The organism is Staphylococcus sp. 191, assembly GCF_011174885.1.
Lineage (GTDB): Bacteria > Bacillota > Bacilli > Staphylococcales > Staphylococcaceae > Staphylococcus > Staphylococcus coagulans.
Genome location: NZ_PNRJ01000004.1, coordinates 130,983 through 154,031 on the forward strand (window position 1 = coordinate 130,983; position 23,049 = coordinate 154,031).

25 protein-coding genes and 1 riboswitch are annotated in these 23,049 nt (G+C 33.8%); of the genes, 2 read left to right on the forward strand and 23 right to left on the reverse strand.

Translation table 11 applies throughout. The annotated features are described in order from the left end of the window. The first annotated feature begins 58 nt into the window (after positions 1-58). On the forward strand, positions 59-391 hold the full coding sequence (locus C1H58_RS04710; protein ID WP_371317743.1) for a rhodanese-like domain-containing protein: 333 nt from the start codon (positions 59-61) through the stop codon (positions 389-391). A gap of 265 nt (positions 392-656) precedes the next feature. Here C1H58_RS04710 and gcvPB read toward each other — a convergent pair whose 3' ends face one another. The 23 genes from gcvPB to C1H58_RS04825 form a co-directional block, all read right to left on the reverse strand. Further along, positions 657-2,129 carry an aminomethyl-transferring glycine dehydrogenase subunit GcvPB gene (gene gcvPB, locus C1H58_RS04715; protein WP_050330819.1) on the reverse strand — a complete coding sequence of 491 codons (1,473 nt, stop codon included), beginning with the start codon at positions 2,127-2,129 and terminating at the stop codon, positions 657-659. Then, positions 2,119-3,468 carry an aminomethyl-transferring glycine dehydrogenase subunit GcvPA gene (gcvPA, locus tag C1H58_RS04720; protein ID WP_060829863.1) on the reverse strand — a complete coding sequence of 450 codons (1,350 nt, stop codon included), beginning with the start codon at positions 3,466-3,468 and terminating at the stop codon, positions 2,119-2,121. The genes gcvPB and gcvPA overlap by 11 nt, the downstream gene beginning before the upstream one ends. A 12-nt stretch (positions 3,469-3,480) precedes the next feature. Next, entirely contained in the window at positions 3,481-4,572 is a 1,092-nt protein-coding gene (gene gcvT, locus C1H58_RS04725; RefSeq protein WP_165545499.1) for a glycine cleavage system aminomethyltransferase GcvT, read from the reverse strand. A 79-nt stretch (positions 4,573-4,651) separates the two neighbouring features. Continuing rightward, positions 4,652-4,745, reverse strand: a riboswitch (glycine riboswitch). After that, positions 4,732-5,259 (reverse strand): shikimate kinase, encoded by a 528-nt coding sequence (locus C1H58_RS04730; protein WP_231909480.1) that lies wholly within the window; start codon positions 5,257-5,259, stop codon positions 4,732-4,734. (Overlaps the previous riboswitch by 14 nt.) 163 nt (positions 5,260-5,422) lie before the next feature. Further along, positions 5,423-5,770 carry a hypothetical protein gene (locus C1H58_RS04735; RefSeq protein WP_235433140.1) on the reverse strand — a complete coding sequence of 116 codons (348 nt, stop codon included), beginning with the start codon at positions 5,768-5,770 and terminating at the stop codon, positions 5,423-5,425. Between the two features lie 330 nt (positions 5,771-6,100). Beyond that, positions 6,101-6,547 (reverse strand): competence type IV pilus minor pilin ComGD, encoded by a 447-nt coding sequence (gene comGD / locus C1H58_RS04740; RefSeq protein WP_103356232.1) that lies wholly within the window; start codon positions 6,545-6,547, stop codon positions 6,101-6,103. Beyond that, the gene (gene comGC / locus C1H58_RS04745) at positions 6,522-6,845 is read right to left on the reverse strand and encodes a competence type IV pilus major pilin ComGC (protein WP_050330815.1); all 324 of its coding nucleotides are present in this window, start codon (positions 6,843-6,845) and stop codon (positions 6,522-6,524) included. Before comGC ends, comGD begins: the two co-directional genes overlap by 26 nt. Before the next feature lie 11 nt (positions 6,846-6,856). Beyond that, a complete protein-coding gene (gene comGB, locus C1H58_RS04750) occupies positions 6,857-7,924 on the reverse strand; it encodes a competence type IV pilus assembly protein ComGB (RefSeq protein WP_165545500.1) in 1,068 nt (355 codons plus the stop codon). Beyond that, positions 7,893-8,867: a competence type IV pilus ATPase ComGA gene (gene comGA, locus C1H58_RS04755; protein WP_165545501.1), complete on the reverse strand. Its 975-nt coding sequence runs from the start codon at positions 8,865-8,867 to the stop codon at positions 7,893-7,895. The genes comGB and comGA overlap by 32 nt, the downstream gene beginning before the upstream one ends. Positions 8,868-8,923: 56 nt before the next feature. Continuing rightward, positions 8,924-9,547: an MBL fold metallo-hydrolase gene (locus C1H58_RS04760; protein ID WP_165545502.1), complete on the reverse strand. Its 624-nt coding sequence runs from the start codon at positions 9,545-9,547 to the stop codon at positions 8,924-8,926. A 15-nt stretch (positions 9,548-9,562) separates the two neighbouring features. Then, a complete protein-coding gene (locus tag C1H58_RS04765) occupies positions 9,563-9,874 on the reverse strand; it encodes an MTH1187 family thiamine-binding protein (RefSeq protein WP_050330811.1) in 312 nt (103 codons plus the stop codon). Beyond that, complete coding sequence (locus tag C1H58_RS04770; protein WP_050330810.1) at positions 9,875-10,861, reverse strand: ROK family glucokinase; 987 nt, start codon at positions 10,859-10,861, stop codon at positions 9,875-9,877. It lies immediately after the preceding gene. Continuing rightward, complete coding sequence (locus C1H58_RS04775) at positions 10,854-11,060, reverse strand: YqgQ family protein (protein WP_016425177.1); 207 nt, start codon at positions 11,058-11,060, stop codon at positions 10,854-10,856. The genes C1H58_RS04770 and C1H58_RS04775 overlap by 8 nt, the downstream gene beginning before the upstream one ends. 1 nt (position 11,061) lies before the next feature. Next, the gene (locus tag C1H58_RS04780; RefSeq protein ID WP_165545503.1) at positions 11,062-12,501 is read right to left on the reverse strand and encodes a rhomboid family intramembrane serine protease; all 1,440 of its coding nucleotides are present in this window, start codon (positions 12,499-12,501) and stop codon (positions 11,062-11,064) included. A 17-nt stretch (positions 12,502-12,518) separates the two neighbouring features. Next, a complete protein-coding gene (locus C1H58_RS04785; protein WP_165545504.1) occupies positions 12,519-13,058 on the reverse strand; it encodes a 5-formyltetrahydrofolate cyclo-ligase in 540 nt (179 codons plus the stop codon). Between the two features lie 378 nt (positions 13,059-13,436). Continuing rightward, a complete protein-coding gene (gene rpmG, locus C1H58_RS04790; RefSeq protein WP_016425180.1) occupies positions 13,437-13,586 on the reverse strand; it encodes a 50S ribosomal protein L33 in 150 nt (49 codons plus the stop codon). 74 nt (positions 13,587-13,660) lie between these two features. After that, the gene (gene phoU, locus C1H58_RS04795; protein WP_050330807.1) at positions 13,661-14,311 is read right to left on the reverse strand and encodes a phosphate signaling complex protein PhoU; all 651 of its coding nucleotides are present in this window, start codon (positions 14,309-14,311) and stop codon (positions 13,661-13,663) included. A 2-nt stretch (positions 14,312-14,313) separates the two neighbouring features. Continuing rightward, positions 14,314-15,198 carry a phosphate ABC transporter ATP-binding protein PstB gene (pstB, locus tag C1H58_RS04800; protein WP_165545505.1) on the reverse strand — a complete coding sequence of 295 codons (885 nt, stop codon included), beginning with the start codon at positions 15,196-15,198 and terminating at the stop codon, positions 14,314-14,316. A 40-nt stretch (positions 15,199-15,238) separates the two neighbouring features. Further along, on the reverse strand, positions 15,239-16,117 hold the full coding sequence (gene pstA, locus C1H58_RS04805; RefSeq protein WP_165545506.1) for a phosphate ABC transporter permease PstA: 879 nt from the start codon (positions 16,115-16,117) through the stop codon (positions 15,239-15,241). A 1-nt stretch (position 16,118) separates the two neighbouring features. Further along, a complete protein-coding gene (pstC, locus tag C1H58_RS04810; protein ID WP_371317744.1) occupies positions 16,119-17,018 on the reverse strand; it encodes a phosphate ABC transporter permease subunit PstC in 900 nt (299 codons plus the stop codon). 201 nt (positions 17,019-17,219) lie between these two features. After that, positions 17,220-18,185, reverse strand: coding sequence for a PstS family phosphate ABC transporter substrate-binding protein (locus tag C1H58_RS04815; RefSeq protein ID WP_050330803.1), 966 nt, complete (start codon positions 18,183-18,185; stop codon positions 17,220-17,222). A 369-nt stretch (positions 18,186-18,554) separates the two neighbouring features. Then, the gene (locus tag C1H58_RS04820) at positions 18,555-20,591 is read right to left on the reverse strand and encodes a peptidoglycan D,D-transpeptidase FtsI family protein (protein ID WP_165545507.1); all 2,037 of its coding nucleotides are present in this window, start codon (positions 20,589-20,591) and stop codon (positions 18,555-18,557) included. Between the two features lie 227 nt (positions 20,592-20,818). Then, positions 20,819-21,418: a superoxide dismutase gene (locus C1H58_RS04825; protein ID WP_050330802.1), complete on the reverse strand. Its 600-nt coding sequence runs from the start codon at positions 21,416-21,418 to the stop codon at positions 20,819-20,821. 430 nt (positions 21,419-21,848) lie between these two features. Between C1H58_RS04825 and ispG the strand changes: the two genes are divergently transcribed. Beyond that, positions 21,849-22,952, forward strand: a complete 1,104-nt coding sequence (ispG, locus tag C1H58_RS04830; protein WP_171839466.1) for a flavodoxin-dependent (E)-4-hydroxy-3-methylbut-2-enyl-diphosphate synthase — start codon at positions 21,849-21,851, stop codon at positions 22,950-22,952. The last annotated feature ends 97 nt before the right edge of the window (positions 22,953-23,049 follow it).

Here is a 23,049-nt window from a genome sequence, read left to right on the forward strand (position 1 = left end):
CAAGATGAGTAACATAACATGGATTGTTTTGATTGTGTTGGCTGCCGTCATTATTTGGATGGTAATTAATTATTTGATTAATAAAAAATCTGTTACAGAATTGGATCAAGAAGCTTTTCAGCAAGGCATTCGAAAAGCACAAGTCATTGACCTTCGTGAAAAAGCAGATTATGACTATGGTCATATTAATGGTGCAAGAAACATACCTATGACCATGTTCCGTCAACGCTATCAAGGTTTGCGAAAAGACCAACCGATTTATTTGGTTGATGCCAATGGTATCGCAAGTTATCGTGCGGCAAGAACGTTAAAGAAAAAAGGATATAAAGACTTATACATGCTAAAAGGCGGTTACAAAAAGTGGACTGGCAAAATTAAGTCTAAAAAGTAATTTTTAAAGCTAGAATGCTCCAACTTGACGATGGGGGCTCTAGCTTTATTTTAATGCTCAGATAGGTTGGGCTCATCCTCCCTATGAGCTTGTGTTATATGTCATCGTGTTTAAATGTTACTGTTACTTTAATTGCACGCTTTAACTCAGTTCGATTGCGAATCAAACTGTGTATGCTTCGTATCCTATTGCAGTTAATCAAATCATTATATTCAATCAAAAGAACCCTAGCGTGTGCTGCTTTGCACGTACTAGGGTTATCTTTTTATTTTTCTTCTTTTAAATTCTCAAATTTTAATATAGGTTTACGTGCTGCTGTTGTTTCATCTAACCGGTCGATTATCGTTGTATGTGGCGCTTCTAAAACCTTATCAGGATCTTCTTCTGCTTCTTTAGCAATTTGAATTAAAGCGTCACAGAAATAATCTAACGTTTCTTTAGATTCTGTTTCAGTTGGTTCTATCATCATACCTTCATCAACAATGAGAGGGAAATAAACAGTAGGTGGATGAACACCAAAATCTAAAAGCCGTTTAGCCATATCTAATGTACGCACACCCAATTTTTTCTGTTTTGTACCGCTCAGTACAAATTCATGCTTACAATATTGGTCAAATGGAATGACAAAAGTATCTTTAAGTCTCGCTTTCATATAATTTGCATTAAGCACAGCTGCTTCTGACACTTCTCTCAAACCTTGGTAGCCCATTGAGCGAATATATGTGTAGGCACGTAAATAGATACCAAAATTACCATAAAACGGTTTAACGCGACCAATCGAATGTTTAATTTCATTATCGTATTCAAAACGATCTCCATTTTTAACAACAAGTGGTTTTGGTAAATATTCTCGAAGGGCCTTTTTAACACCAATTGGACCTGAACCTGGTCCACCGCCGCCATGCGGGCCAGTAAATGTTTTGTGTAAATTAAGATGTACAGCATCAAAGCCCATATCACCAGGTCTAACTTTATCCATTATGGCATTTAAATTAGCGCCATCGTAATAAAGCAATCCGCCTGCTTCGTGTACGATGTCTCGAATCTCCATAATATTAGTTTCAAATATTCCTAATGTATTAGGGTTTGTTAACATAATAGCTGCAGTTTTATCGCTGACTAATTCTTTAAGGTGATCTATATCGACTTCACCTTTTTCGTTAGATTTCACAGTGACTGCTTTAAAGCCAGCAAATACGGCTGAAGCTGGATTTGTACCATGAGCGGAGTCAGGAACGATGACTTCATCACGCTGTGTGTCACCATTTTGTAAATGGTAGGCTTTGAAAATCATTAAAGCAGTCCACTCACCATGGGCACCTGCAGCGGGTTGTAAAGAAATTTCATCCATGCCAGTAATTTCTTTAAGCTCTTCTTGCAAATTGTAAATAATTTCTAATGAACCTTGAACTTGATTCACATCTTGAAGCGGGTGTGATTCAGCAAAGCCAGGTATGCGTGCGGCTTTTTCATTTACTTTAGGGTTGTATTTCATTGTACAAGAACCTAGTGGATAAAAGCCTGTATCTACACCGAAATTTTTATGAGATAGTTCTGTATAATGGCGAACAAGATCTAATTCTGATACTTCTGGAAATTCCGCCTTATTTTTACGAATGAATTTTGAATCTAGTAACTTTTCCGCGACATTCTCGTTTATCTCTTTTTTAGGTAATGCATAGGCAAAACGCCCTTCTTTTGAACGTTCAAATATTAATGGACTAGATTTACTTACCATTTAAATCACCCGCTTTCTTAACAAATGTATCAATTTCAGCTTTTGTTCTTAGTTCAGTTACAGCGACAAGCATATGATTTTTGTATTGGGGATCAACGACACTTAAGTCGAAGCCACCAATAATACCTTCTTCAAGTAATGATGCGTTTACTTCTTCGATAGGTTTGTTGAATTCAACGACAAATTCATTAAAAGAAGTGTCTTCATTGACTTTAAAACCATTGCTTTTAAACTGAGCTTTAGCATAATTTGCATTTTCAATATTTTGTTCAGCTATGTCATAAATGCCTTGTTTACCTAAAGCGGACATCGCTATTGAGGATGCGAGAGCATTTAAAGCTTGATTTGAACAAATGTTAGATGTAGCTGTTTCACGTCGAATATGTTGCTCGCGCGCCTGTAATGTTAAAACAAAACCGCGGTTACCTTCATCATCTTGTGTTTGACCTACTAAACGTCCAGGTATCTTTCTCATTAATTGCTTCGTTGTCGCAAAATATCCACAGTGAGGTCCGCCGAATTGAGAAGGGATTCCAAACACTTGTGTATCACCAACAACGATATCTGCACCAAATTCTCCTGGTGGCGTTAATAAACCTAATGAAAGTGGATTAGCATAGACAATAAATAAAGCTTTTTTGTCTTTAATAAGCGCTTGAATGGCTTCTAAATCTTCTATTGAACCATAGAAATTAGGATATTGAACAGCAACAGCTGCTGTGTCATCGTCGATTGCTGCTTCAAGTTTTTCTAAATCAGTGATTGTACCTTCTAAATCGACTTCCACAACTTCATATTGCTCACGAATTGCAGAATATGTGTGTAACACTTGTAATGCTTGATAGTGTAAGCCTTTTGAAACCACAATTTTACTTTTTTTAGTTTTTCCCCAAGCTAACAAACACGCTTCAGCAAAGCTTGTCATGCCGTCGTACATCGATGAGTTCGCTACGTCCATACCTGTTAACTCACAAATCATCGTTTGAAACTCAAATATAGCTTGTAGTTCACCTTGTGAAATTTCAGGTTGATAAGGTGTATAAGCAGTGTAGAATTCTGATCTAGAAATCATGGCATCTACCACTGCAGGTGCATAATGGTCATAAACACCCGCGCCAAGGAAACTTGTATGTGTTTCTTTAGTTGTATTCTTATTTGCAATTCGATTTAATCGCTTTAGCAATTGGGTCTCTGGTTCAGCCTCTTCGAGATTTAAATCTCTGTTTAGAAGTATATTTTCAGGAACGTCACTATATAAATCTTGAATTGAGTTTACCCCAATCATTTCTAACATGTCCTTCTCATCTTGTTCAGTTAATGGAATATAACGATGACTCACACGATTCACTCCCTATTTTTCAATTTGATTTTTTTTAACAATTTGCGCTTTTACTTGTTTTTTTCTAACTTGTATAATAATTTCTTTTCCCATTTCAAATTCATCACGTTGAATAATTCCCATGCCAATTGAATGTCCTGTAGAAGGGGACTGAGTTCCAGACGTGACTTCACCTATTTCTTTGCCTTCTAAATTGTAAATGGTATAACCTGTTCGAGGTATCCCTTTTTCAATCATTCGTAAGCCAATTGTACGTCTTGGCGCACCATTTTCTTTTTGTTCTTTGAGTACTGATTTTCCAATAAAATCGACTTCAATGAGAGGTTTAGCGGCAAATGCAATTCCTCCTTCGTAAGGTGTAATCGTTTCACTTAAGTCTTGCCCATGCAGAGGTAAGCCAGCTTCTAAACGTAAAGTATCACGTGCACCTAAACCACAAGGTACCACATCAAGAGAAAGGAGCTTTTCCCAAATGGTAACAACGTCTGTACTATCGCAATATATTTCGAAACCATCTTCTCCTGTGTAGCCTGATTGAGATAAAATGACTTTTTTATCAAATAATTCTACCTCTTTTTTAAATTCAAACATTTTCATGTCGCTGATATCATCTTGAACCTGTGCTTGGATTAATTGACGTGCGTTTGGACCTTGTACAGCGAGTTGTCCGTAGCTTGATGATACATTTTCAATCTTTGCATCAAAATCTTGACTATGGTCAACAATCCATTGATAGTCTTTTTCTACATTTGCAGCATTAACAATAAGTAAATAACGTTGCGTATTCAATTGATAAATAACTAAATCATCAATTACACCACCGTGTTCATTGCACAATGCTGTATATTGCGCTTTTGAAAGTGTCAGTTGTTCTGTGTCGTTTGAAAGTACATACTGTACTAACTTTGCAGCATCAGGACCCTCGATGATAATTTCCCCCATATGACTCACATCGAATAACCCTACATTAGAACGAACAGCGTTATGCTCTTCTTTAATACTTGAAAATTGAACAGGCATTGCCCAACCACCGAATTCAACTATTTTTGCACCAGCATCAACATAGTGTTGATATAACGGGGTTTGTTTTAAACCTTCAGACATGAAAATACCCTCCTAATTGTTTAATAAAAAAACAGAAGAGTAGTTGAACTACTCCCCTGTTGAAATCCCTTCAGGAATGCGTCACAATATTATCCTTTTGCCTGAGAGATTCGTAATCCAAGTTACTTGCTCCTTCGGCGATGGCCCATGCCATGCTCTCTAATATTGATCGTTCGCAAATATTATGTTTTTAATTTCATTAAGTGTTTCTCGCAATGATATTTTGGATGAAATCTTAATGAATGCGATTTCATTATATCTTGAATTACGACTATAATACAAGCTTTTTAAGGTTTCATGACTTTTTTTGTTTGCATTAGGTCGATGCGCATCATTTTTGATGCGTTCATATAATATTTCAAAGGGGGCGTCTATCCAAACAACAGTTATTTGCTGTTTTTTTAGAAAATTGAATGTTTGATCATCTGATAGAATACCGCCACCTGTGGCTATAATATCATATTTTTCTAGTGCCTGTTTTAAATATTGATATTCATATTTTCTAAATGCTTTTTCACCTTCTAACTCAAAAATTTCTGGAATTGATTGATTCAATTGCGCTTCAATCAAGCTGTCTAAATCAGTAAATGAGCAATTGAGTTCATGTGATAAAATTTTGCCAATTGTGGATTTACCTGCGCCCATGAATCCTATTAGTACGATAGGCATTTTACTAGTTGTCTTCAATCGTTACTCACCTTTTTCTATTGTTTGCCTAATGTGATGTTCATAATCATCAGAAATAGCATCTATTGCTTGTAATTTTAGACTATAAATCATTAAATAAAAAGCATTAAATGAAAAATAAGCAGTAAATATAACGAGTAATAAAGGTAGTGTGAACCCTTTTTTAGAACAGAATTTCTTTTTCGTGAAAACCATTCCTTTCACGGTACTTTATATGCATTAAAATATATTTGTTACTAACTTTTGTGAAAACTACGTTCATAACCTCATTACATAGCGTAATATTTCCTCTATGATTTACAGTTTTAATAATCTTTTGATTTTGAAGATAATAAGTAATTTTAGATTGTTTGTTTTGAATTTCAATCCCCTTTTTTAGTATCAATACATCTTTAATATCAGTGCGGTTCAAATGGTCAGAGATATCTTTAATCATCATTTCTAAATCATAAGTTCTATCATCAAAGAGTGTGTGTTTAAGTTGGCTGAATGTCATGATAAAAAATGGCATGAGCATCATGATTAAGCATTGCGCTAGTAATGCAATCAAACTTTCAATGAGTGTGAATCCCCTTTTTGATATAACAATATTTTTGATGTGACTGTAAATTTTGTATACAAATCCTTTGTTTCTGAGGAATGACTTCATAATTTGCTATTCTTAACCTTTCATGTGGAATATTTTTTCTAACAATTTGGTATAGTGCTCGCTTTAGCTCCAATTGTTCGACTTGATTCCGGTAAGTGGCTAACATTTGTTGATTTAACGGAAGTATTTGATTCGTTAAAACAACTAAGATAGAAATCGCAAAAAGCGCTTCTATTAATAAGTAACCTTTTTTTATTTTAAATATTTGATACGGTACCTCCCTTGTTCAATATGAAAAATCAGAGCAATCGTTTGTCCTTGATATTCAAAATATAGCGTTCCAAACTTTGAAATTTGTCCTTTTTTATCAAATTTAAGATATGGTAGATTAGAACTCGTTTTTAAGTTAAGAGGATTTAATTTAAGCAAGCGTGTTGTTTGAGGATATGAAGTAACTATTTTAATGTCATTGTATTGTTTACGAAAAAGCATCAATATGGACTGATGATGTTTTATCGCCTGTGATTGATAGAAATCAATCTCGCTTGTAAGCTTTTTAATTTCATATTCACATTGTAGATGAGAGAAATCAAATTTTGGATGTGTAATCACAATGGATAGAAAAACTATGATAATTGATAACACAACTAGCATTTCTACAAGTGTATAGCCATCACGACGCAATCGCTTCGCCTGCATTTATAGAAATTGTTTCTCCGGATTTACATTGCTTTTGACTTTCTTTAATATAGCCTTCTCTAACTAAATCATCGATCGTTGCAGGTTTGTGATTGAACTTTAAAGCATAAGCTTCGATTTGACTATCTATCATTTTCAATTGTGCGCTACAGCCTGTTTTCTGAATGTGCTCAGATTGTTTAGCAATGTTAGGAATGATTAAAATTAGTAATACACTAATGATTAATAACACGAGTAACATTTCTATGAGTGTAAAGCCTTTTTTAACTAATAATTTTGTCATTATATTTTTAATCATATCAATATCTCCTATTCTTTTATCGTTTGCATCATTTCAAAAATGGGAAGCATCATGACTAAATAAACACATAATACGAGTAAGCCAATTAAGGTGAACATAATGGGCTGAATCCATTTAATGTGTTGGTGTAAAAAATATTCAATATGGTCAAGTAAAAATATGCTATACATTTGGAGTTCGACATCCAATTTATCTCGCATTTCACCATGTTGAATATAATGAATAAACTGATTTTCAAAACAATTGAGCTGGGTAAATATAGTTGAAAAGGAAACGCCATTTTGAAGTTGATATTGCAAAGTACGACCAATATATGTGAGAAATAAACTTTCTTGTTGATGGATATAAATTTGGACAATGTCATTCAATGTGATGCCATTTTTAAAAAATAAAACGAAATGATTTGTAATGTGATAGGTGTTGTAAAGTTTGTAGTATTTTCTGAGGAATGGGAAGCGGTTAATCCATTGAATTTGCTGACGAACAGTAAGTTGCTTAAAAAAGTGGCGAACTAAAAAGAAAATAGCGGTCAAACAAAGAAGTAGAGTTAATGAAGTGAGTGGGAAGTTTTGGATGAAAGCTTTTATGATTTTTTGTAATAATGAGGCTTCTAACTGCATATTGTCATACATTTGATTAAATTGAGGCATAACGGTGTGGTTCAAAGTCGTGATTAGCGCGAAAAAAATAAAAATAAGTACAATAGGATATTGTATTGTTTTAACAAATTGTTTTTTAAGCTTTCTGTTTTTACTATAAAATTGGTGGCATAATTGCAGTGTTTCTGGGAGAGAACCGTATTTTTCAGCGAAATATAATTGGAGTAATACGGTTTGCGGATAACCTAAAATACGGAAAACTTCATAGCATGAAGCACCTTGATTCAAGGCGTTGATCAATATTGAATGGAATCGTTTGTTTTTGATTTGGAGTTGATCATATATAAACTTCATCGCTTCAGCGAAAGTAAATCCATGCACTAATAGTTGTGATAGGCGTTCCATTATTAATAGATGATTTGAGTTTATATGACGTAATGTTCGCCTATGTTGAATATTTTCGTAATATTTTTTCATCGATCACGCCTTCTTGGTTTAAAGAATGTAACTTATCTACTAAGCTTTCAAATGCTGCAGGTAATTTAAAATTGTTTTTCAAGAAAAATTGAATTTCAGATTGATTCATTGTTTCATAAACAAGTTGTCGGTTATCTTTTTTAGTTGTAATTAAACGTTGGTTAATAATCATATTAATAGATTGTGACAAGTCTTGCTGTGACAGTCCCATTTCTATTAGTCTTAATAATACACCTGAGCAATCATTTGCATGAATTGTGGATAAAACTAAATGACCACTTAAACTCGCTTGAATGACGTCTCTGGCAATATATTTATCTCTTATTTCGCCAATTAGAATGACATCTGGATCGCATCTTAAAATGGCTTTCAAGGAAGAACTATAAGTGATATCTGCTTTTTCATTAACAGAAATTTGTGTAATCCCGTTTACGAGCTGTTCGACCGGGTCCTCAATGGTGATAATATTAAGATTTAATTTTTGCTTTGCATAAACGACCATTTGATACATCAGCGTACTTTTACCTGCACCGGATGGACCACTAAATAATATGAGGCCCTGCTTTTTTTCCATTGTTGTTTTAATATCTATCACTGAGTCTATATTTGAAGTTTGGAAATATTGGGGTGTTAAGCGTATGACACAACTTTCAGTACCTAAATTAAGTGGTAATGTAGATACGCGGAGATAATATAAATTTTTATACTCATAAATATATCTACCGCTTTGTGCTTTGTGGCGTGTTGTAATATCAAGTCCAGCTTGAAACTTTAAAAGCGTGAGCAATTTTTGATAGGTTTCTTTATTCAATGTGTCATACATGATTAATTGGTCTTTAACTCTTAATTTCACCTCAACTTGTGATTGTGAAGGTATAAAATGAATATCACTTGCTTCACTTTGAATCGCATATTGAATGACATGGTCAAATAATAATTGCATAAAAATCACCTCTTACATCTATACACGTAAGAGGTGTTTAAATTACTTTAAAATTTTTAGCCATGAAGATAAGGATTCATATATTCATTTTCAACAGTCGTGAATGGACCATGTCCCGGATATAATGGCAACGTTTCATCTAAATTAAAAATCTTATCTTGAATTGAATCAACGAGTGTTTCATAGTCACCGCGGTATAAATCTGTTCTACCAATGCCATTATTAAATAAAGTATCTCCAACAACTGCAAATTCATCAAAAACATACGTCAAACTTCCTGGTGAATGTCCAGGTGTATGCAATGCATCAAATTGAAATTGTCCAATTTGATGATGACCCTCTTCAATTGCAGTAGGATTTGCATGGCTTGTGATGATTGGTAATCCATATGCTTGGAATTGAACAGAGCCATTTTTTTCTGGTTCAGAAAGAAAATCAAATTCTTCAGGATGCATATATACTGGCACGTCATATTGTTTTAAAACATCATCTAGTGCTGCAATATGATCAAAATGTGCATGAGTAAGCAAAATTGCTTTCAATTGCTTTTGAGATTGCTGAATACGATTTAATATTTTTTTGGATTCTGAAGATGGGTCGATTAAAATCAATTCGGTATCATTTTCAATAAAATACGTATTTGTACTGACTATCCCTAAAGTCAGGTTGGAAATTTTCATGTTTATCCCTCTCATTTACTGTAAATGTTTTCTCACTGATTCTAATTTATCATTCATCTTTCTATTTTTATCACGACGGTCATCGATTCTAATATTAGTGCAAACACGATCTAAACCTTTATCAAATGGTAGTTCATGAATGGCTTGAACAACTTCAAATAAATCAGATAGCTCGCCTTCAATCAATGTGTTCATGGGTGTTAATTGATAGTCGATCTTACCTTCTTGTTTGAATGCCTCTAATTTTGTTTGGATTTCAGCGATATATTTACTTACACTTGGTCCTTCAGTTCCAACAGGGATTACTACGACATCTACTATAGCCATTTAAACACGCTCCTTTTCTATAATATAAGTTTTTATTAAACCAGCTGCACCGACAATACCAGCATCATTGCCGAGTTCTGCACGTACAATTTCTGTACCCTCTTGTGAAGGTGTAAATGCAAGATGATGATATTCTGTTTTAATATTTTCAATTAAAATATCTCCTGCATCCGACATACCACCGCCAAGAATAATATATTTCGGATTTGTCGTAACACTGATAATACTTGCTAAATAAGCAATGTATTGTGCAACACGTTCGGTAATAAATATACAAAATTGATCACCTGCTTTAGCAGCATCAAAAACTGCTTTAGCGGTGACTTTATTATCTTTAATCAATTGTAGAATTGATGATTTAAATGTCAATTTAGGATAATAGAAATTGACTAAATTAACGACGCCCGTAGCTGAAGCAACGGTTTCGATACAACCCGATTTACCACAGTTGCACTGGAAACGTTGGTCATGATCCACTCTGATATGTCCAAGTTCGGCACCTGAGCCATTATGGCCATGTACAATCTCGCCGTTTGAAATAATACCGCCGCCGAGTCCTGTACCTAATGTTATCGCAACAACATCGTCAGCATCTTTGCCCGCACCACTATGTTTTTCTCCTAATGCTGCAACATTGGCATCATTGTCGACATAGACCGGGAATGAAACCCACTCTTGCATGATCTCTGAAACATTGACACGGTCAGGCCAGTTAAGGTTGACTGCACCATTCACAATCCCAGATTTAAACATAACTGGACCGGGAACGCCTATTCCTAATCCAAGAACGTCATTCATTTCAAAGTTATATTTATCCATTTGGTTTACAAAAGCATCATATATTTGTCGTAATAAAACACGACCAGTAGGATCAGACGTATCGGTTTCAATCGACCATTTCGAAAGTTGTTCTAGATTATCATTAAAAATCCCAAGTTTACAAGTCGTACCGCCAATATCTGCTGCTAAAATCAAATGTTTACTCATCTCTGTTCATCCTTCTTTGGTTAATTAATAATTTAGATTGGAGAAATTCTTCTCTAGTTATTAATTCGTGTCGATATAACGTCTGAATTTCTTGTTCAATCATTTCTAGCATATCATCTTTATTATCAAAATAAATGATAAAACCATATTTTTTAAGTAATTGAAGTACATCATAAAATGTATTAAGTTGTGTCTGCATGTTAATCATCCAGTTCTTTTTTTAAATTGATATAATCCTTATTTTTAGGATCATTTTTTAGTACTTGTGATAAATATTTTTTTGCCTTTTTATTATCACCTAATGACCGGTTTGCTATGGCTAATTCATAATTGAGTGGTGTTGAATTTGGAAAGAGCTTGACACCGTGTTCCCATTCAGCCATAGCCTCGGCTTTTGAATCTTGTGTTGCAATAATTAGACCGGATAAATAATATGTCATGTCGTCTGCATAGCCATTATGGTAAGTCTGCTTAACCATATCTTTAGCTTCACTAAAATGATTGCTATACATCTCATCTTGAATGATTTGATTATAAATATTGATATCCGGTGTTGTATATATTTTCACGAGCATACCAATGGTAATCACAATTGTGAATGCGACTAAAATGTAAAAGTATTTTCGCATTGCTACAAATAAATAACCTAAATAAGTAATAAGTCCCCCACCTATTAATCCGCCTAAATGAGCGACCACGTTAACATTTTGAATGAGCAATGTGATTCCCGTCATAATGAGTACAGCAAGAATCATTTGTAACATCATTTTTCGTTCAAAACGTTTGCTGATAATCATCAATGCAAGTAATGCGCCAATTAATCCAAAAATAACCCCACTCGCTCCTAATGAAAATCCCTTTGTAATAAACGATAACGATAATAAGTTGCCAAAAATTCCTGAGAAAAAGTAGATACCAAGCATTTTAAGTGATCCGACAAAGGATTCTACTAATTTCCCAAATATATATAGTGACAACATATTAAAGAGTAAATGTTGAAAATCAATATGTAAAAATATCGAAGACAACAGTCGGTACCATTCTCCATGGACAACATTAAAATGGCTTAATGCGCCTAAGTTAATAATTTCATAATCTGTATGATGAGGTGTAAAAAAAGTTACGATAAGCCAAATAAGTACATTTATAAAAATCAAAACGTAAGTTACCGGAGTAAAACGATACATTGCACGTTCGATAATATTTGGATTCAATACACGCTTTTTGTACTCTTTTTCTGTTTTATTATCTTTATGTCTCAAATTTCTTTTGATTAGAAAGTGGTCACTCATTTGATCAAATGCTTTGATTGAATCAACACAATGAAAGCGAACCCGAACAGGTTGATGTACATTGAATTGAGTGGGATTAAACGATTTCTCCGTCATTACATATACATCATAACGATTGGCATTATAACCTATGAAATTTGTGATATCGTCATGATGTGAAATGAGGCGCTCTTTATCAAATTCTAATTCTTGGGTTGTAAAATGACCTTGTTTAAATATAATAATATGATTTTGTTTTTTATTGCCAAGCCAAATCTCGCCTTTATCTTGATCAAAGTGTATACATTCGTAGTTTAAGTATTTTATCCATAAAAAGCTTGCTTTCCATAAGTGCTTTTCTTCAAACATATAAATCCTCCAGTTATTTATGTTTCTGCGATGATTAATTCAGATACTGGGTAATCATGAGGCTCAACGGTCATCAAGTCTGTCATTTGTATATCATAAACGAGACTTAGATTCACTGGCTGATATTTTGACAAAAATCGATCAAAATAACCCCCGCCATAGCCAATACGATAACCATTTTGATTAAAAACAACTCCTGGTACAATTACCAAATCTAATGAATGATTGATAGGTGTTTGATGTTTAACATATCGGATCCCTCTCTCATCCATATCAACTTGATTTAAGTCAAACAGCTGTTGAAATACCATCTTTTTTTGTTGATAGTCAGTAGAAGGTACAAAAACTAATTTATCGTTTTGTAATGCATGTAAAATAATCGGGTCTGTATTGATTTCGTGAGGCATGGACATTACAATACCGATACGATTGGCATGTTGATACTTTGGATGTGCAATTAATTGTTGAAATAGCCATTCGTCAGCTACACATTTTTGCTGGGGTGAGAGTGATTTCATCTTATTTAAAGTTTCTAACCTCAATGATTTTTTGTTCAATTAACATCACTCCCCTTTTGTCACTATTATATCGTGCTTGTTAACTGGTGTCATGGAAATATCATTATATGACAATTGAATAAAGTATATAACAATTGATTTAATGTCGTAAAATAAGTGCTTTAGCTACATTTATAGTGGTACGTTCCAACATCCGATTATAGAATAATGAGCCAGAAACAGTTTCCTAAAGAGAGTAATAAAAAAAGGGCCAAAAATACCTATGACTAATAGATATTTTTGCCCCCTTGGATAAACAAACGTCTAAAACCTGTAATAAAATCTTGTCTAGAAGTTTGAAATCTCCATGATTTAAACTGATTTAATCATTAAAATGAGTTGAATTATTTATGTTCCAAACTCACTTACATGAAATGATTACTTAGTTTCACGATGTAAAGTTTTTTTATTATCTCGTGCACAGAACTTATTCATTTCAATTCGTTCAGGATTATTTCTTTTGTTTTTAGTAGAGATGTAATTGCGATCTCCACATTCTGTACAAGCTAATGTCACATTAACGCGCATAGCGGTATCCCTCCTATTCTTTCTTCAAAATACGACTTCATTATCATATCATTTAAAGCAGAAATTGGGAAGTGTTATTTCTCATAAGTCTCATATCGATTTCCTGTAATAAAATAATAAATATGTTCAGCAATTTTGACGACATGATCACCGATTCTTTCTAAATATCTTGCGACTAAATGTGCTTGTCCAGCAACGAAAGGATCGTTATCAATCAAGTATGTTGTATTAATAATTTGCTTATATAAATCATCAATATCAATATCACGTTCAATGATTTCTTTAACTAATTCTAAGTCATTATGACGTGTGGCCTCTTTTAAGTCTTTGAGCATCAACATAGAAAGATGTCCCATAGCTTCGAGCCGCATCATAATATAATGATCTGTAAATTGTGCCCGTGTGCGTATTTTAGCTATATTTGCAGCATTATCGCCCATTCTTTCAAATTCAGAAGCGATTTTAAGTGTTGAAATCATAAATCGTAAATCTTTAGCAATAGGCTGTTGCCGTGTAATCAGCATGACAACTTTCTCATTAATATCAGACTCCAATTTATTAATGTCTTCATCTCTTCTGATAACCTGTCTTGCATGGGTAACATCTTTATCTGATAAAACTTTTATCGATTGTTGTATCATATCATAAACGTTTAAACCTAATCGACGAACATCTTTAAATAGGTCACTTAACTGGTCTTCATATCTTTTCCTAATGACAGTCATGATTATCCAAAACGTCCAGAAATGTAGTCTTCTGTTTGTTTATCAGAAGGATTTGAGAATATTTTATCTGTATCGTCGTATTCATTCACATGACCATTTAAGAAAAATGCCGTTTTATCAGAAACACGCGCTGCTTGTTGCATATTATGTGTAACAATAATAATTGAATAATCTTTTTTCAAATCTTGTACGAGTTCTTCCACTCTTAAAGTAGAAATCGGATCAAGTGCAGAAGTTGGCTCATCCATTAAAATAACATCTGGTTCAATAGCAAGGCATCTAGCAATACAGACACGCTGTTGTTGTCCACCAGAAAGACCGTATGCATTTTGGTTAAGGCGGTCTTTTAATTCATCCCAAATTGCTGCACCACGTAACGATTTTTCAACAATTTCATCTAGTATTTTTTTTTCTTTTATCCCATGAATTCTTGGGCCGTAAGTGATGTTATCATAAATTGATTTCGGGAACGGATTTGGCTGTTGAAATACCATTCCTACATTTGTACGCAATTTTTCAACAGGATAACGCTTGTCAAAAATGTTTTGATCTCGATAAAATACTTTTCCTGATGTTTTTACAGAGGGTACCAACTCCACCATTCTATTTAATGCTTTTACATAAGTTGATTTTCCTGATCCAGAAGGCCCGATAATGGCAGTAACATTTTTCTCTAAAATATCTAAGTTGATATTTTTTAATGAATGCTGCTCACCATACCATAAATCTAAATTCTGAGTAGAATAAACAATTTGACGATCTGCGTCTTTCAGTACATTGTCCTCTTGTTGTTGTGTTGTAGCAATAAATCTTTTATTTTCATTTTTAACTTTGCTATTACTGTTTACTTTGTTTGTTTCTGACTCTAGTGTATTAAGTTCAGTCATAGTAAAACCTCATTTCAAAACGATTTTAAAATTTTTCTTGTTAATATTTTTTAGAATACTTGTTTCTGATAATGACAGCGATTGTGTTTAATATTAATAAAATGGCTAATAGGACAATTATGGCTGCAGATGAAAGTGATTGAAAATCAAGCCCTGGTTTTCTCGCCCAATCATAAATTTGTAAAGGTAATGTTTGGAAAGAATCTAAAATGCTATTTGGTGTTCTTAACAAAATAGTCGGAATCCCAATTGCGACTAAAGGTGCTGTTTCTCCGATAGCTCTCGAAATTGCTAAAATAACCCCTGTCACAATACCAGGAATCGCTGCTGGCAGAACAACATTTTTAATCGTTTGCCATTTATTTGCTCCTAAACCATAAGAAGCTTCTTTAACTGAATTAGGGACGGCTTTCAAGGCTTCTTGGCTTGCTACGATAATAACGGGCAAGATGAGCAATGCTAATGTTAGTGCAGCAGCAATTACAGAATTACCGAGTTTCAACAAAGCCACAAATATTGTTGCTCCCAATAAACCATATACAATGGAAGGCACAGAAGCTAAGTTAGAAATGTTAACACGGATAAATTTAGTAAAAGCATTGTCTTTAGCATATTCTTCTAAATAAATGGCACTTCCAACACCAAGTACTAAAGCGATAGGAATAAGTGTCATCATGAGCCATAATGTCCCAATGACAGCACCTTTAACCCCCGCTGTATGCGCAGATGATGAAGAGAAATTTGTGAAAAAGTCACCAGTCATGACTGGAAGGCCTTTTCTTAAAATATCGATAATTAAGATAGCTAAAACAATTAAACCGATAAGTGTACATACCAAGAATATCGTTTTAAACACCTTATTCTTTGTCATACGGCCAGAGAGTTTTTTCTCAACCTCAGCTTGATTGATTAAATTCATTTTAATACTCCTCTCTGAAACGTTTTGTAATCATTTGCGAAATAAAATTCATTATTAATGTAAAGATAAATAATGTGAACCCAACTGCATAAATACTGTAGTATAAATCAGAGCCATTTGTTGCATCACCTTGTGAGACTTGGACAATATAAGCCGTCATCGTTTGGATAGAATGTGTTAAAGATAAATCAAACGACGGGCTTGACCCTGCTGCAAGGGATACGATCATTGTTTCACCAATTGCACGAGAAATAGCTAATACAATTGAAGCCATAATTCCTGATGTTGCTGCGGGTAAAATCACTTTGAGTATCATCTCTAATTTTGTTGAACCTAAGCCAAGTGCACCTTCTCTTATTTTGTCAGGCACTGATGACATCGCATCTTCACTCATACTTGCAATCATCGGAATAATCATTACACCGACAACGAGACCTGGACTAATTGCATTAAAACTACTAATGCTAGGAAAAATTGCTCTAATCACAGGCGTTACGAATGTCAATGCGAAGAAACCATAGACAATTGTCGGTATACCGGCAAGAACTTCTAATATAGGTTTAATGATTTTACGTGCTCGTTTTGATGCATACTCGCTTAAATAAATAGCTGCACCTATTCCAACTGGAACAGCGAAAATTGTTGCGATTAATGTTATTTTCAGTGTTCCGAGAATAAGTGCCCAAATACCATATTTTGGTGTCGAACTAAATGGATTCCAATCGGTTTCTAAAAAGAATTTAGAGATGGGGACCCGTGTAAAAAAAGTAATCGTTTCAGTCAATAATGTAATGACAATCCCTATTGTTGTTAAAATAGAAATTGCTGCAATCGTAGCCAATATGATTGGCACAATTTTATCACTCAGCGATGAACCAGAATGACTCTTCTTTTGGATCATCTCTCTAATATTGTTTTGCGATTTCATATTACGCGCTCCTTTTCTAAAAAGGGCTGAGACATAATCATTTGATTATGAAACTCAACCCTTTGACACTGTCAATCATGATTACAACTTCAAGGTGGATTTTTGTAATCACTTCCGTAAATGAATATGCATGATTGTCAGAATATAAAACTTATCATATTATGACTGCTTCGATTATTTCTTTTTATCTCCAGTTAATTTATCAAGTTTTTTCATCTGTTCTTCATATTTATTCTTAGGTAATGCGACATAATCAACACCTTTAGATTCTGCTGCTTTACCTTTATCTTCTAATGTGTATTTTAAGAATTCTGCAAATGCATCATTTTTCTTAAGTTTTTCATTATTAGCATAGATGAATAACGGTCTACTTAAAGGATATGAACCATCTTGGATTGTTTTGTGATCAGGTGAAATGGCTTTACCATTTTTATCTTTAATTTTAACTGCTTTTAAATTCTTTTCGTTTTCTTTATAGAAGTTAAATGCGAAGAATCCGATACCATTTGGATTATCTTGAACTGATTTAACAATGACATCTGTATTTTGGTTTTTCTCAGCTTTAATATCTTGTTTGTTCATAACCTCTTCAGAAAAGAAGTCGTATGTTCCGTGAGATTGGTCAGGTGAAAAAGCTTTAATCTCTTTATTTGGATATTTAGAGTTAATATCAGACCATTTTTTAGCTTGGCCAGAATAAATCTTTTTCAAATCATCTAAAGATAATTCTTTTACAAAGTCATTATCTTTGTTAACTGCAATTGTTAAACCGTCTTTTGCAATTTCAAATTCTGTATAATCGATGTTTTTGTCTTTTAATTGATTTTTTTCTTCATCTTTGATTGGTCGTGACGCATTTGAAAAATCAGTTTTGCCAGCAATAAATTGTTTGAATCCATCACCAGTTCCTGAAGTCACGTTTTCAACTGTAATGTTTTTATGATCTGAAGAAAAGTTTTCGTTTAATTTTTCAATGATAGGTGCTACAGTTGATGAACCATTACCTTTTACAGAGCCCTCAACATCCGAACCTTTAGAATCATTCCCTTTGCTATCATTACTTTGTCCAGCTCCGCCACACGCACCTAAAATTAATGAAGCGCTGATAACTGTAGTGCCCAATACTTGCCATTTTTTCATTGAAACATCCTCCTAGAATTAGTGGTTATCATATTGTTTACATCTTAAGGATACAAATCATTTATTAACTATGAATGAATGTAATGTAAAGTTTATGTTAATTATGAAATTTTGTAGTGTTTCTTTATGACATACACTGATTTTATCCTTGATTGCGCGTCGTTAAGATTGTACTCACATATTTGCGCTATTAGTCAATCATTTATGTCTAATCACTGAATACAGGTTGTTAGTATGAGATCTAGACAACGCATCACTAAAAATGATGGATATAAAACAGCTCTAAGATGATTGTTTCATCATCTTAGAGCTGTTTTGACTTCGTAACTAATATAAAAGTATTTGAGATTACAAAGCAAGTCTTTATCTTTATTTAAAGTAGTAATTAATAACATCTCGGCCTAAGTCGCCACCATTCAACCATGGTTCAGGAACAGGTTGGTTGGTATAAACGATTGAGAATGCAAGTTTCGGATCATCTTCAGGCGCATAACCAACATAAGTAGAATTAACGCGTGGTTCGCCATCTTGGAAAACTTCGGCTGTACCCGTTTTACCTGCAGAACGAACTTTTGTTTTGCTGAAACTCGCGTAACCTGTACCAGCAACTTTATTAAAGGCCATATCAAATCCGTCTTGAACTTCTTTTATTTCGTCCGGCTTGTTATTGACGCGGTTTAAAACTCTACCATTAATTTTATGTTTGACAGGTCCTAAATCATCATTTTTTGTTGCTTTTCGAATTTCTTTACCAATATGTGGCTGAATTCTAAAACCATTATTTGCAATTGTTGATACATATTGTGATAGCTGTAATGGTGAATAAGTATCATATTGGCCAATTGCGAGATCAAGATAGTTCCCTGGATTATTTTTTAAAGGTTCAATTTGTCCAGTGACTTCATTGGGTAAATCAATACCAGTTTTCACACCTAGACCGACTTGGTTTAAACCTTTTCGTAATTTTTGTCCAGGAATTGTTACATCTGTTGGTAAGGCCATGTTAGGTTGGTACTCAAGGCCAGCCAGTTTTAATGCCGTTTTAAACATAAAAACGTTGGATGAATGCATGAGTGCTTCTTTATCATTGATTAATTTTCTACCATCTTTGTTGAAGTAAGATCGTTTTGTAGAGCCGCCTTTAAAAGTTAAAGGTTCATCAATCATTTGTTCACCAACATGGATGACATTGTTTTGATAGCCAGCTAATAAAGTTGCCCCTTTAACAGATGAACCAACAGCGTATTGCGTCGTGAATGTGCCGATATCAAAATCTGTAAGTGAACCGTCTTTATCAATTTTTTTACCGACCATGGCTAAAATATCACCGTTATTAGGGTCTTGCACAACCATCATTGCCGTATCCATATCTTTAGCGCCTTCTGAACGTAATTTTCTAATTTGTTGTTCTAAATATTCTTCCGCTTTTTGTTGTAACTTAATATCTATCGTTAAGACTAAGTCATCACCGCGAGAACCTTCGTTTACCACTTCCGAATCAATGATGGCTCCAGATTTATCAGTGGTATAGCGCATTTCTTTCTTTTTACCTCTTAAAATATTTTCATATTGTAATTCTAAATAACTTTTACCAACACGGTCATTTCTTGAATAACCTTTAGATAAATATTCATCTGTTAATTCTTTTGGCAGACCTTCTTCAGGAGTTGAAACACTTCCTAATATACCTCTTAATGTTTTTCCATAAGGATATTTACGATCCCAATCCATTTCTGTATTAATACCAGGCAAATTTGAAAGTTTTTGTGATACAGAGGCATACTCTTCATCAGTGACCTTATCATTTTTAATTGTTCTCGGACTTAATGTTGAGCCCTGCATCATCTCTCTATAAATAGCCAACACTTGAAGATCTTTTTTAGATAAAGTGTCTAAATCTTTATCACTGATTTTATGGCGCAATGTGTTATCGTAATCATCTTGAGAAATATCACCGTTCTCATATAATTGTTGTTCTTTTTTCATTAATTTTTTGGCTTGATTAGGATTCTTTTGAATCCAAAAATCTTTTTTATCGCGTTCCGTGATTTTAGAAGTATCCATTTTAATTAATTGAGATAACTTTTTAGCGGTATCCATAATCTCATCTTGATTTGTATTTTTACCTCTAGTATATGTAATTGATTTTTTTGACGCATTATCTACGATGACATTACCATTACGATCTAAAATACGGCCTCTTGGCACAGACTCGTTCACTGTCACATTCTCGCTTTCACGAATCATTTGATTATATTGTGAACCTTGAACAATTTGTAAATAACCTAGCCTTAAGACAATGAGTACGAAAGCAAAAATAATGACTGCGAAAATAAAATTGACGCGCTTGTTCATTCGTAGACGCATCTTTTCATCATTTGTTTTTTCTTTTAATCGTTTTAACAAAACAACCGACCTCTATTCACCATAGTTCTTCTTAAAATAATATATGATAAAAATACATTTGGCTAATGTTTTGTGGTAAAAAGTATAAAAATATAGCAACCCTATCTCCTTATACTTATTTGCCGAAATATAATGTGAATGACGCTGATCTATGTATCGAGGTCCATTCTAAAATAAAAAAAAGAGGTTGATGGCCCATGAGCCTCAACCCCCTTCTATATCGCATATTATTTCGCTGCTTGATATAATTCGTCAACTTTTTCCCAGTTAACAACATTCCAGAAAGAATTGATATAATCTGGGCGTTTATTTTGATATTTAAGGTAATATGCATGTTCCCATACATCTAAGTTTAAAATTGGAGTTTGGCCATTAGTAAGTGGACTATCTTGGTTAGGAGTCGTTACGATTTCTAATTGACCATTATTCACTACTAACCATGCCCAACCCGAACCAAATTGACCTGCAGCTTTATCAGCAAATTCTTTTTTGAATGCATCTAAAGAACCCCATTGTTCTTTAATTTTATCTACAACTTCACCTTTTTCTTCTGAGTTAGGTGAAATAATTTGCCAGAAAAATGAGTGGTTTAAGTGTCCACCACCATTATTACGAACTGCAGTACGTTTATCTTCAGGTACACTGTCTAAATTAGCAATTAAATCTTCAATAGATTTATTTTCTAAATCTGTACCTTCAACTGCTGCGTTTAACTTTGTTACATACGTATTATGATGTTTGTCATGATGTAGCACCATTGTTTCTTTGTCAATGTGTGGTTCTAATGCATCATAGTCATATGGTAATTTTGGTAGTTCAAATGCCATAATTAATCATCCTCCTAAATTTGATTCCATGATAATTGTATCAACATTCATCATCTTGTCACAATTAATATGCTTACAAATTGATGAATATCATTTTGACTACATACTTTATTATAGCGCAATTTCAGCAGATTTAAACATTTTAATCATCAAATTATCTATATATAAAGTTTTTTAAATTGCTTGACACTTTTTATTTGTAAAATGTTATTGAACTAATTAATTGTTATCATGAAACATATTTTCAATGCTCTAATGGTAAATATTCACTTTACAATGTTTATGAAAAATTTATGACATTCTCAATCTAATTGTTTTGAATATGCAGGTGGGCTTATTGTATAATATGAAATAACGTTGAATTAATCGCCTCTTAGAAGTGCATTTTCAAGTTAAAACTATTCATAAAGGAGTTCCTATTATGGCTGAAATTACACATCGTAAAAATACGCGCCCTGTTAAAGTCGGTAATTTAACAATTGGTGGTGCAGATGAAGTTGTTATTCAGAGTATGACAACGACGAAAACTCACGATGTAGAGGCAACAGTGGCTGAAATTAAACGCTTAGAGGAAGCAGGTTGTCAAATTGTACGTGTTGCATGTCCAAACGAAGAAGATGCGTACGCTATTAAAGATATTAAAGCACAAATTAATATCCCTCTTGTAGTAGATATCCATTTTAATTATAAATTAGCATTGATTGCGATTGAAAATGGTGCGGACAAAATCCGTATTAATCCAGGTAATATCGGAAGACGTGAAAAAGTAGAAGCTGTTGTGGAAGCTTGTAAAGAAAAAGGAATCCCAATTCGAATTGGTGTTAATGCGGGTTCTCTTGAAAAACATATTCTAAAAAAATATGGTTACCCTACTGCTGATGGTATGGTAGAAAGTGCATTACATCATATTAAAATTTTAGAGGATTTAGATTTTCATGACATTATCGTGTCAATGAAAGCGAGTGATGTTAATCTCGCAATTGAAGCTTATACAAAGGCTGCACAAGCATTTGATTACCCATTACATCTTGGTATTACAGAAAGTGGTACATTGTTTAATGGTACAGTTAAATCTTCTGCTGGTTTAGGCGCAATTTTATCTCTTGGTATTGGTAACACAATGAGAATTTCACTTTCAGCAGATCCAGTTGAAGAAGTTAAAGTTGCTAAGTCTTTATTAAAATCTTTTGGCTTAGCAAGCAATGCGGCAACTTTGATTGCATGTCCAACTTGTGGTCGTATCGAAATTGATTTAATTTCAATTGCAAATGAAGTAGAAGAATACATTGAGAAACTTCAAGTTCCTTTAAAAGTAGCAGTACTGGGTTGTGCCGTAAACGGTCCAGGTGAAGCGAGAGAAGCAGATATTGGTATTGCCGGCGCTCGTGGAGAAGGCTTGTTATTTATGAAAGGGAAAACAGTGAGAAAAGTACCTGAAGAAACAATGGTGGATGAATTAAAAATGGAAATTGATAAACTTGCTGCTGAATGGGAAGAAAACAAGAAAAAAGAAGCAACTGCAAATCAAAACTAGACATCACGTGTTTACCCTATTTTGCTGAACAAATATCAAAACCCGAACGTCAAAGAAAGCAAACGTTCGGGTTTTTACTATTTTTACAATACATTTC

Bases quoted from the DNA above. Each gene is read 5' to 3' on its own strand.
- comGB (WP_165545500.1), bottom strand. From the start codon at position 7,924: ATGAAAAAATATTACGAAAATATTCAACATAGGCGAACATTACGTCAT.
- C1H58_RS04770 (WP_050330810.1), bottom strand. From the start codon at position 10,861: ATGAGTAAACATTTGATTTTAGCAGCAGATATTGGCGGTACGACTTGT.
- C1H58_RS04815 (WP_050330803.1), bottom strand. From the start codon at position 18,185: ATGAAAAAATGGCAAGTATTGGGCACTACAGTTATCAGCGCTTCATTA.
- comGC (WP_050330815.1), bottom strand. From the start codon at position 6,845: ATGATTAAAAATATAATGACAAAATTATTAGTTAAAAAAGGCTTTACA.
- pstB (WP_165545505.1), bottom strand. From the start codon at position 15,198: ATGACTGAACTTAATACACTAGAGTCAGAAACAAACAAAGTAAACAGT.
- pstC (WP_371317744.1), bottom strand. From the start codon at position 17,018: ATGATCCAAAAGAAGAGTCATTCTGGTTCATCGCTGAGTGATAAAATT.
- C1H58_RS04765 (WP_050330811.1), bottom strand. From the start codon at position 9,874: ATGGCTATAGTAGATGTCGTAGTAATCCCTGTTGGAACTGAAGGACCA.
- gcvPB (WP_050330819.1), bottom strand. From the start codon at position 2,129: ATGGTAAGTAAATCTAGTCCATTAATATTTGAACGTTCAAAAGAAGGG.
- comGA (WP_165545501.1), bottom strand. From the start codon at position 8,867: ATGCAATTATTATTTGACCATGTCATTCAATATGCGATTCAAAGTGAA.
- C1H58_RS04710 (WP_371317743.1), top strand. From the start codon at position 59: ATGGTAATTAATTATTTGATTAATAAAAAATCTGTTACAGAATTGGAT.
- C1H58_RS04775 (WP_016425177.1), bottom strand. From the start codon at position 11,060: ATGCAGACACAACTTAATACATTTTATGATGTACTTCAATTACTTAAA.
- C1H58_RS04735 (WP_235433140.1), bottom strand. From the start codon at position 5,770: ATGCCATTTTTTATCATGACATTCAGCCAACTTAAACACACACTCTTT.
- comGD (WP_103356232.1), bottom strand. From the start codon at position 6,547: ATGCAGGCGAAGCGATTGCGTCGTGATGGCTATACACTTGTAGAAATG.
- C1H58_RS04780 (WP_165545503.1), bottom strand. From the start codon at position 12,501: ATGTTTGAAGAAAAGCACTTATGGAAAGCAAGCTTTTTATGGATAAAA.
- C1H58_RS04760 (WP_165545502.1), bottom strand. From the start codon at position 9,547: ATGAAAATTTCCAACCTGACTTTAGGGATAGTCAGTACAAATACGTAT.
- phoU (WP_050330807.1), bottom strand. From the start codon at position 14,311: ATGACTGTCATTAGGAAAAGATATGAAGACCAGTTAAGTGACCTATTT.
- rpmG (WP_016425180.1), bottom strand. From the start codon at position 13,586: ATGCGCGTTAATGTGACATTAGCTTGTACAGAATGTGGAGATCGCAAT.
- gcvT (WP_165545499.1), bottom strand. From the start codon at position 4,572: ATGTCTGAAGGTTTAAAACAAACCCCGTTATATCAACACTATGTTGAT.
- C1H58_RS04825 (WP_050330802.1), bottom strand. From the start codon at position 21,418: ATGGCATTTGAACTACCAAAATTACCATATGACTATGATGCATTAGAA.
- pstA (WP_165545506.1), bottom strand. From the start codon at position 16,117: ATGAATTTAATCAATCAAGCTGAGGTTGAGAAAAAACTCTCTGGCCGT.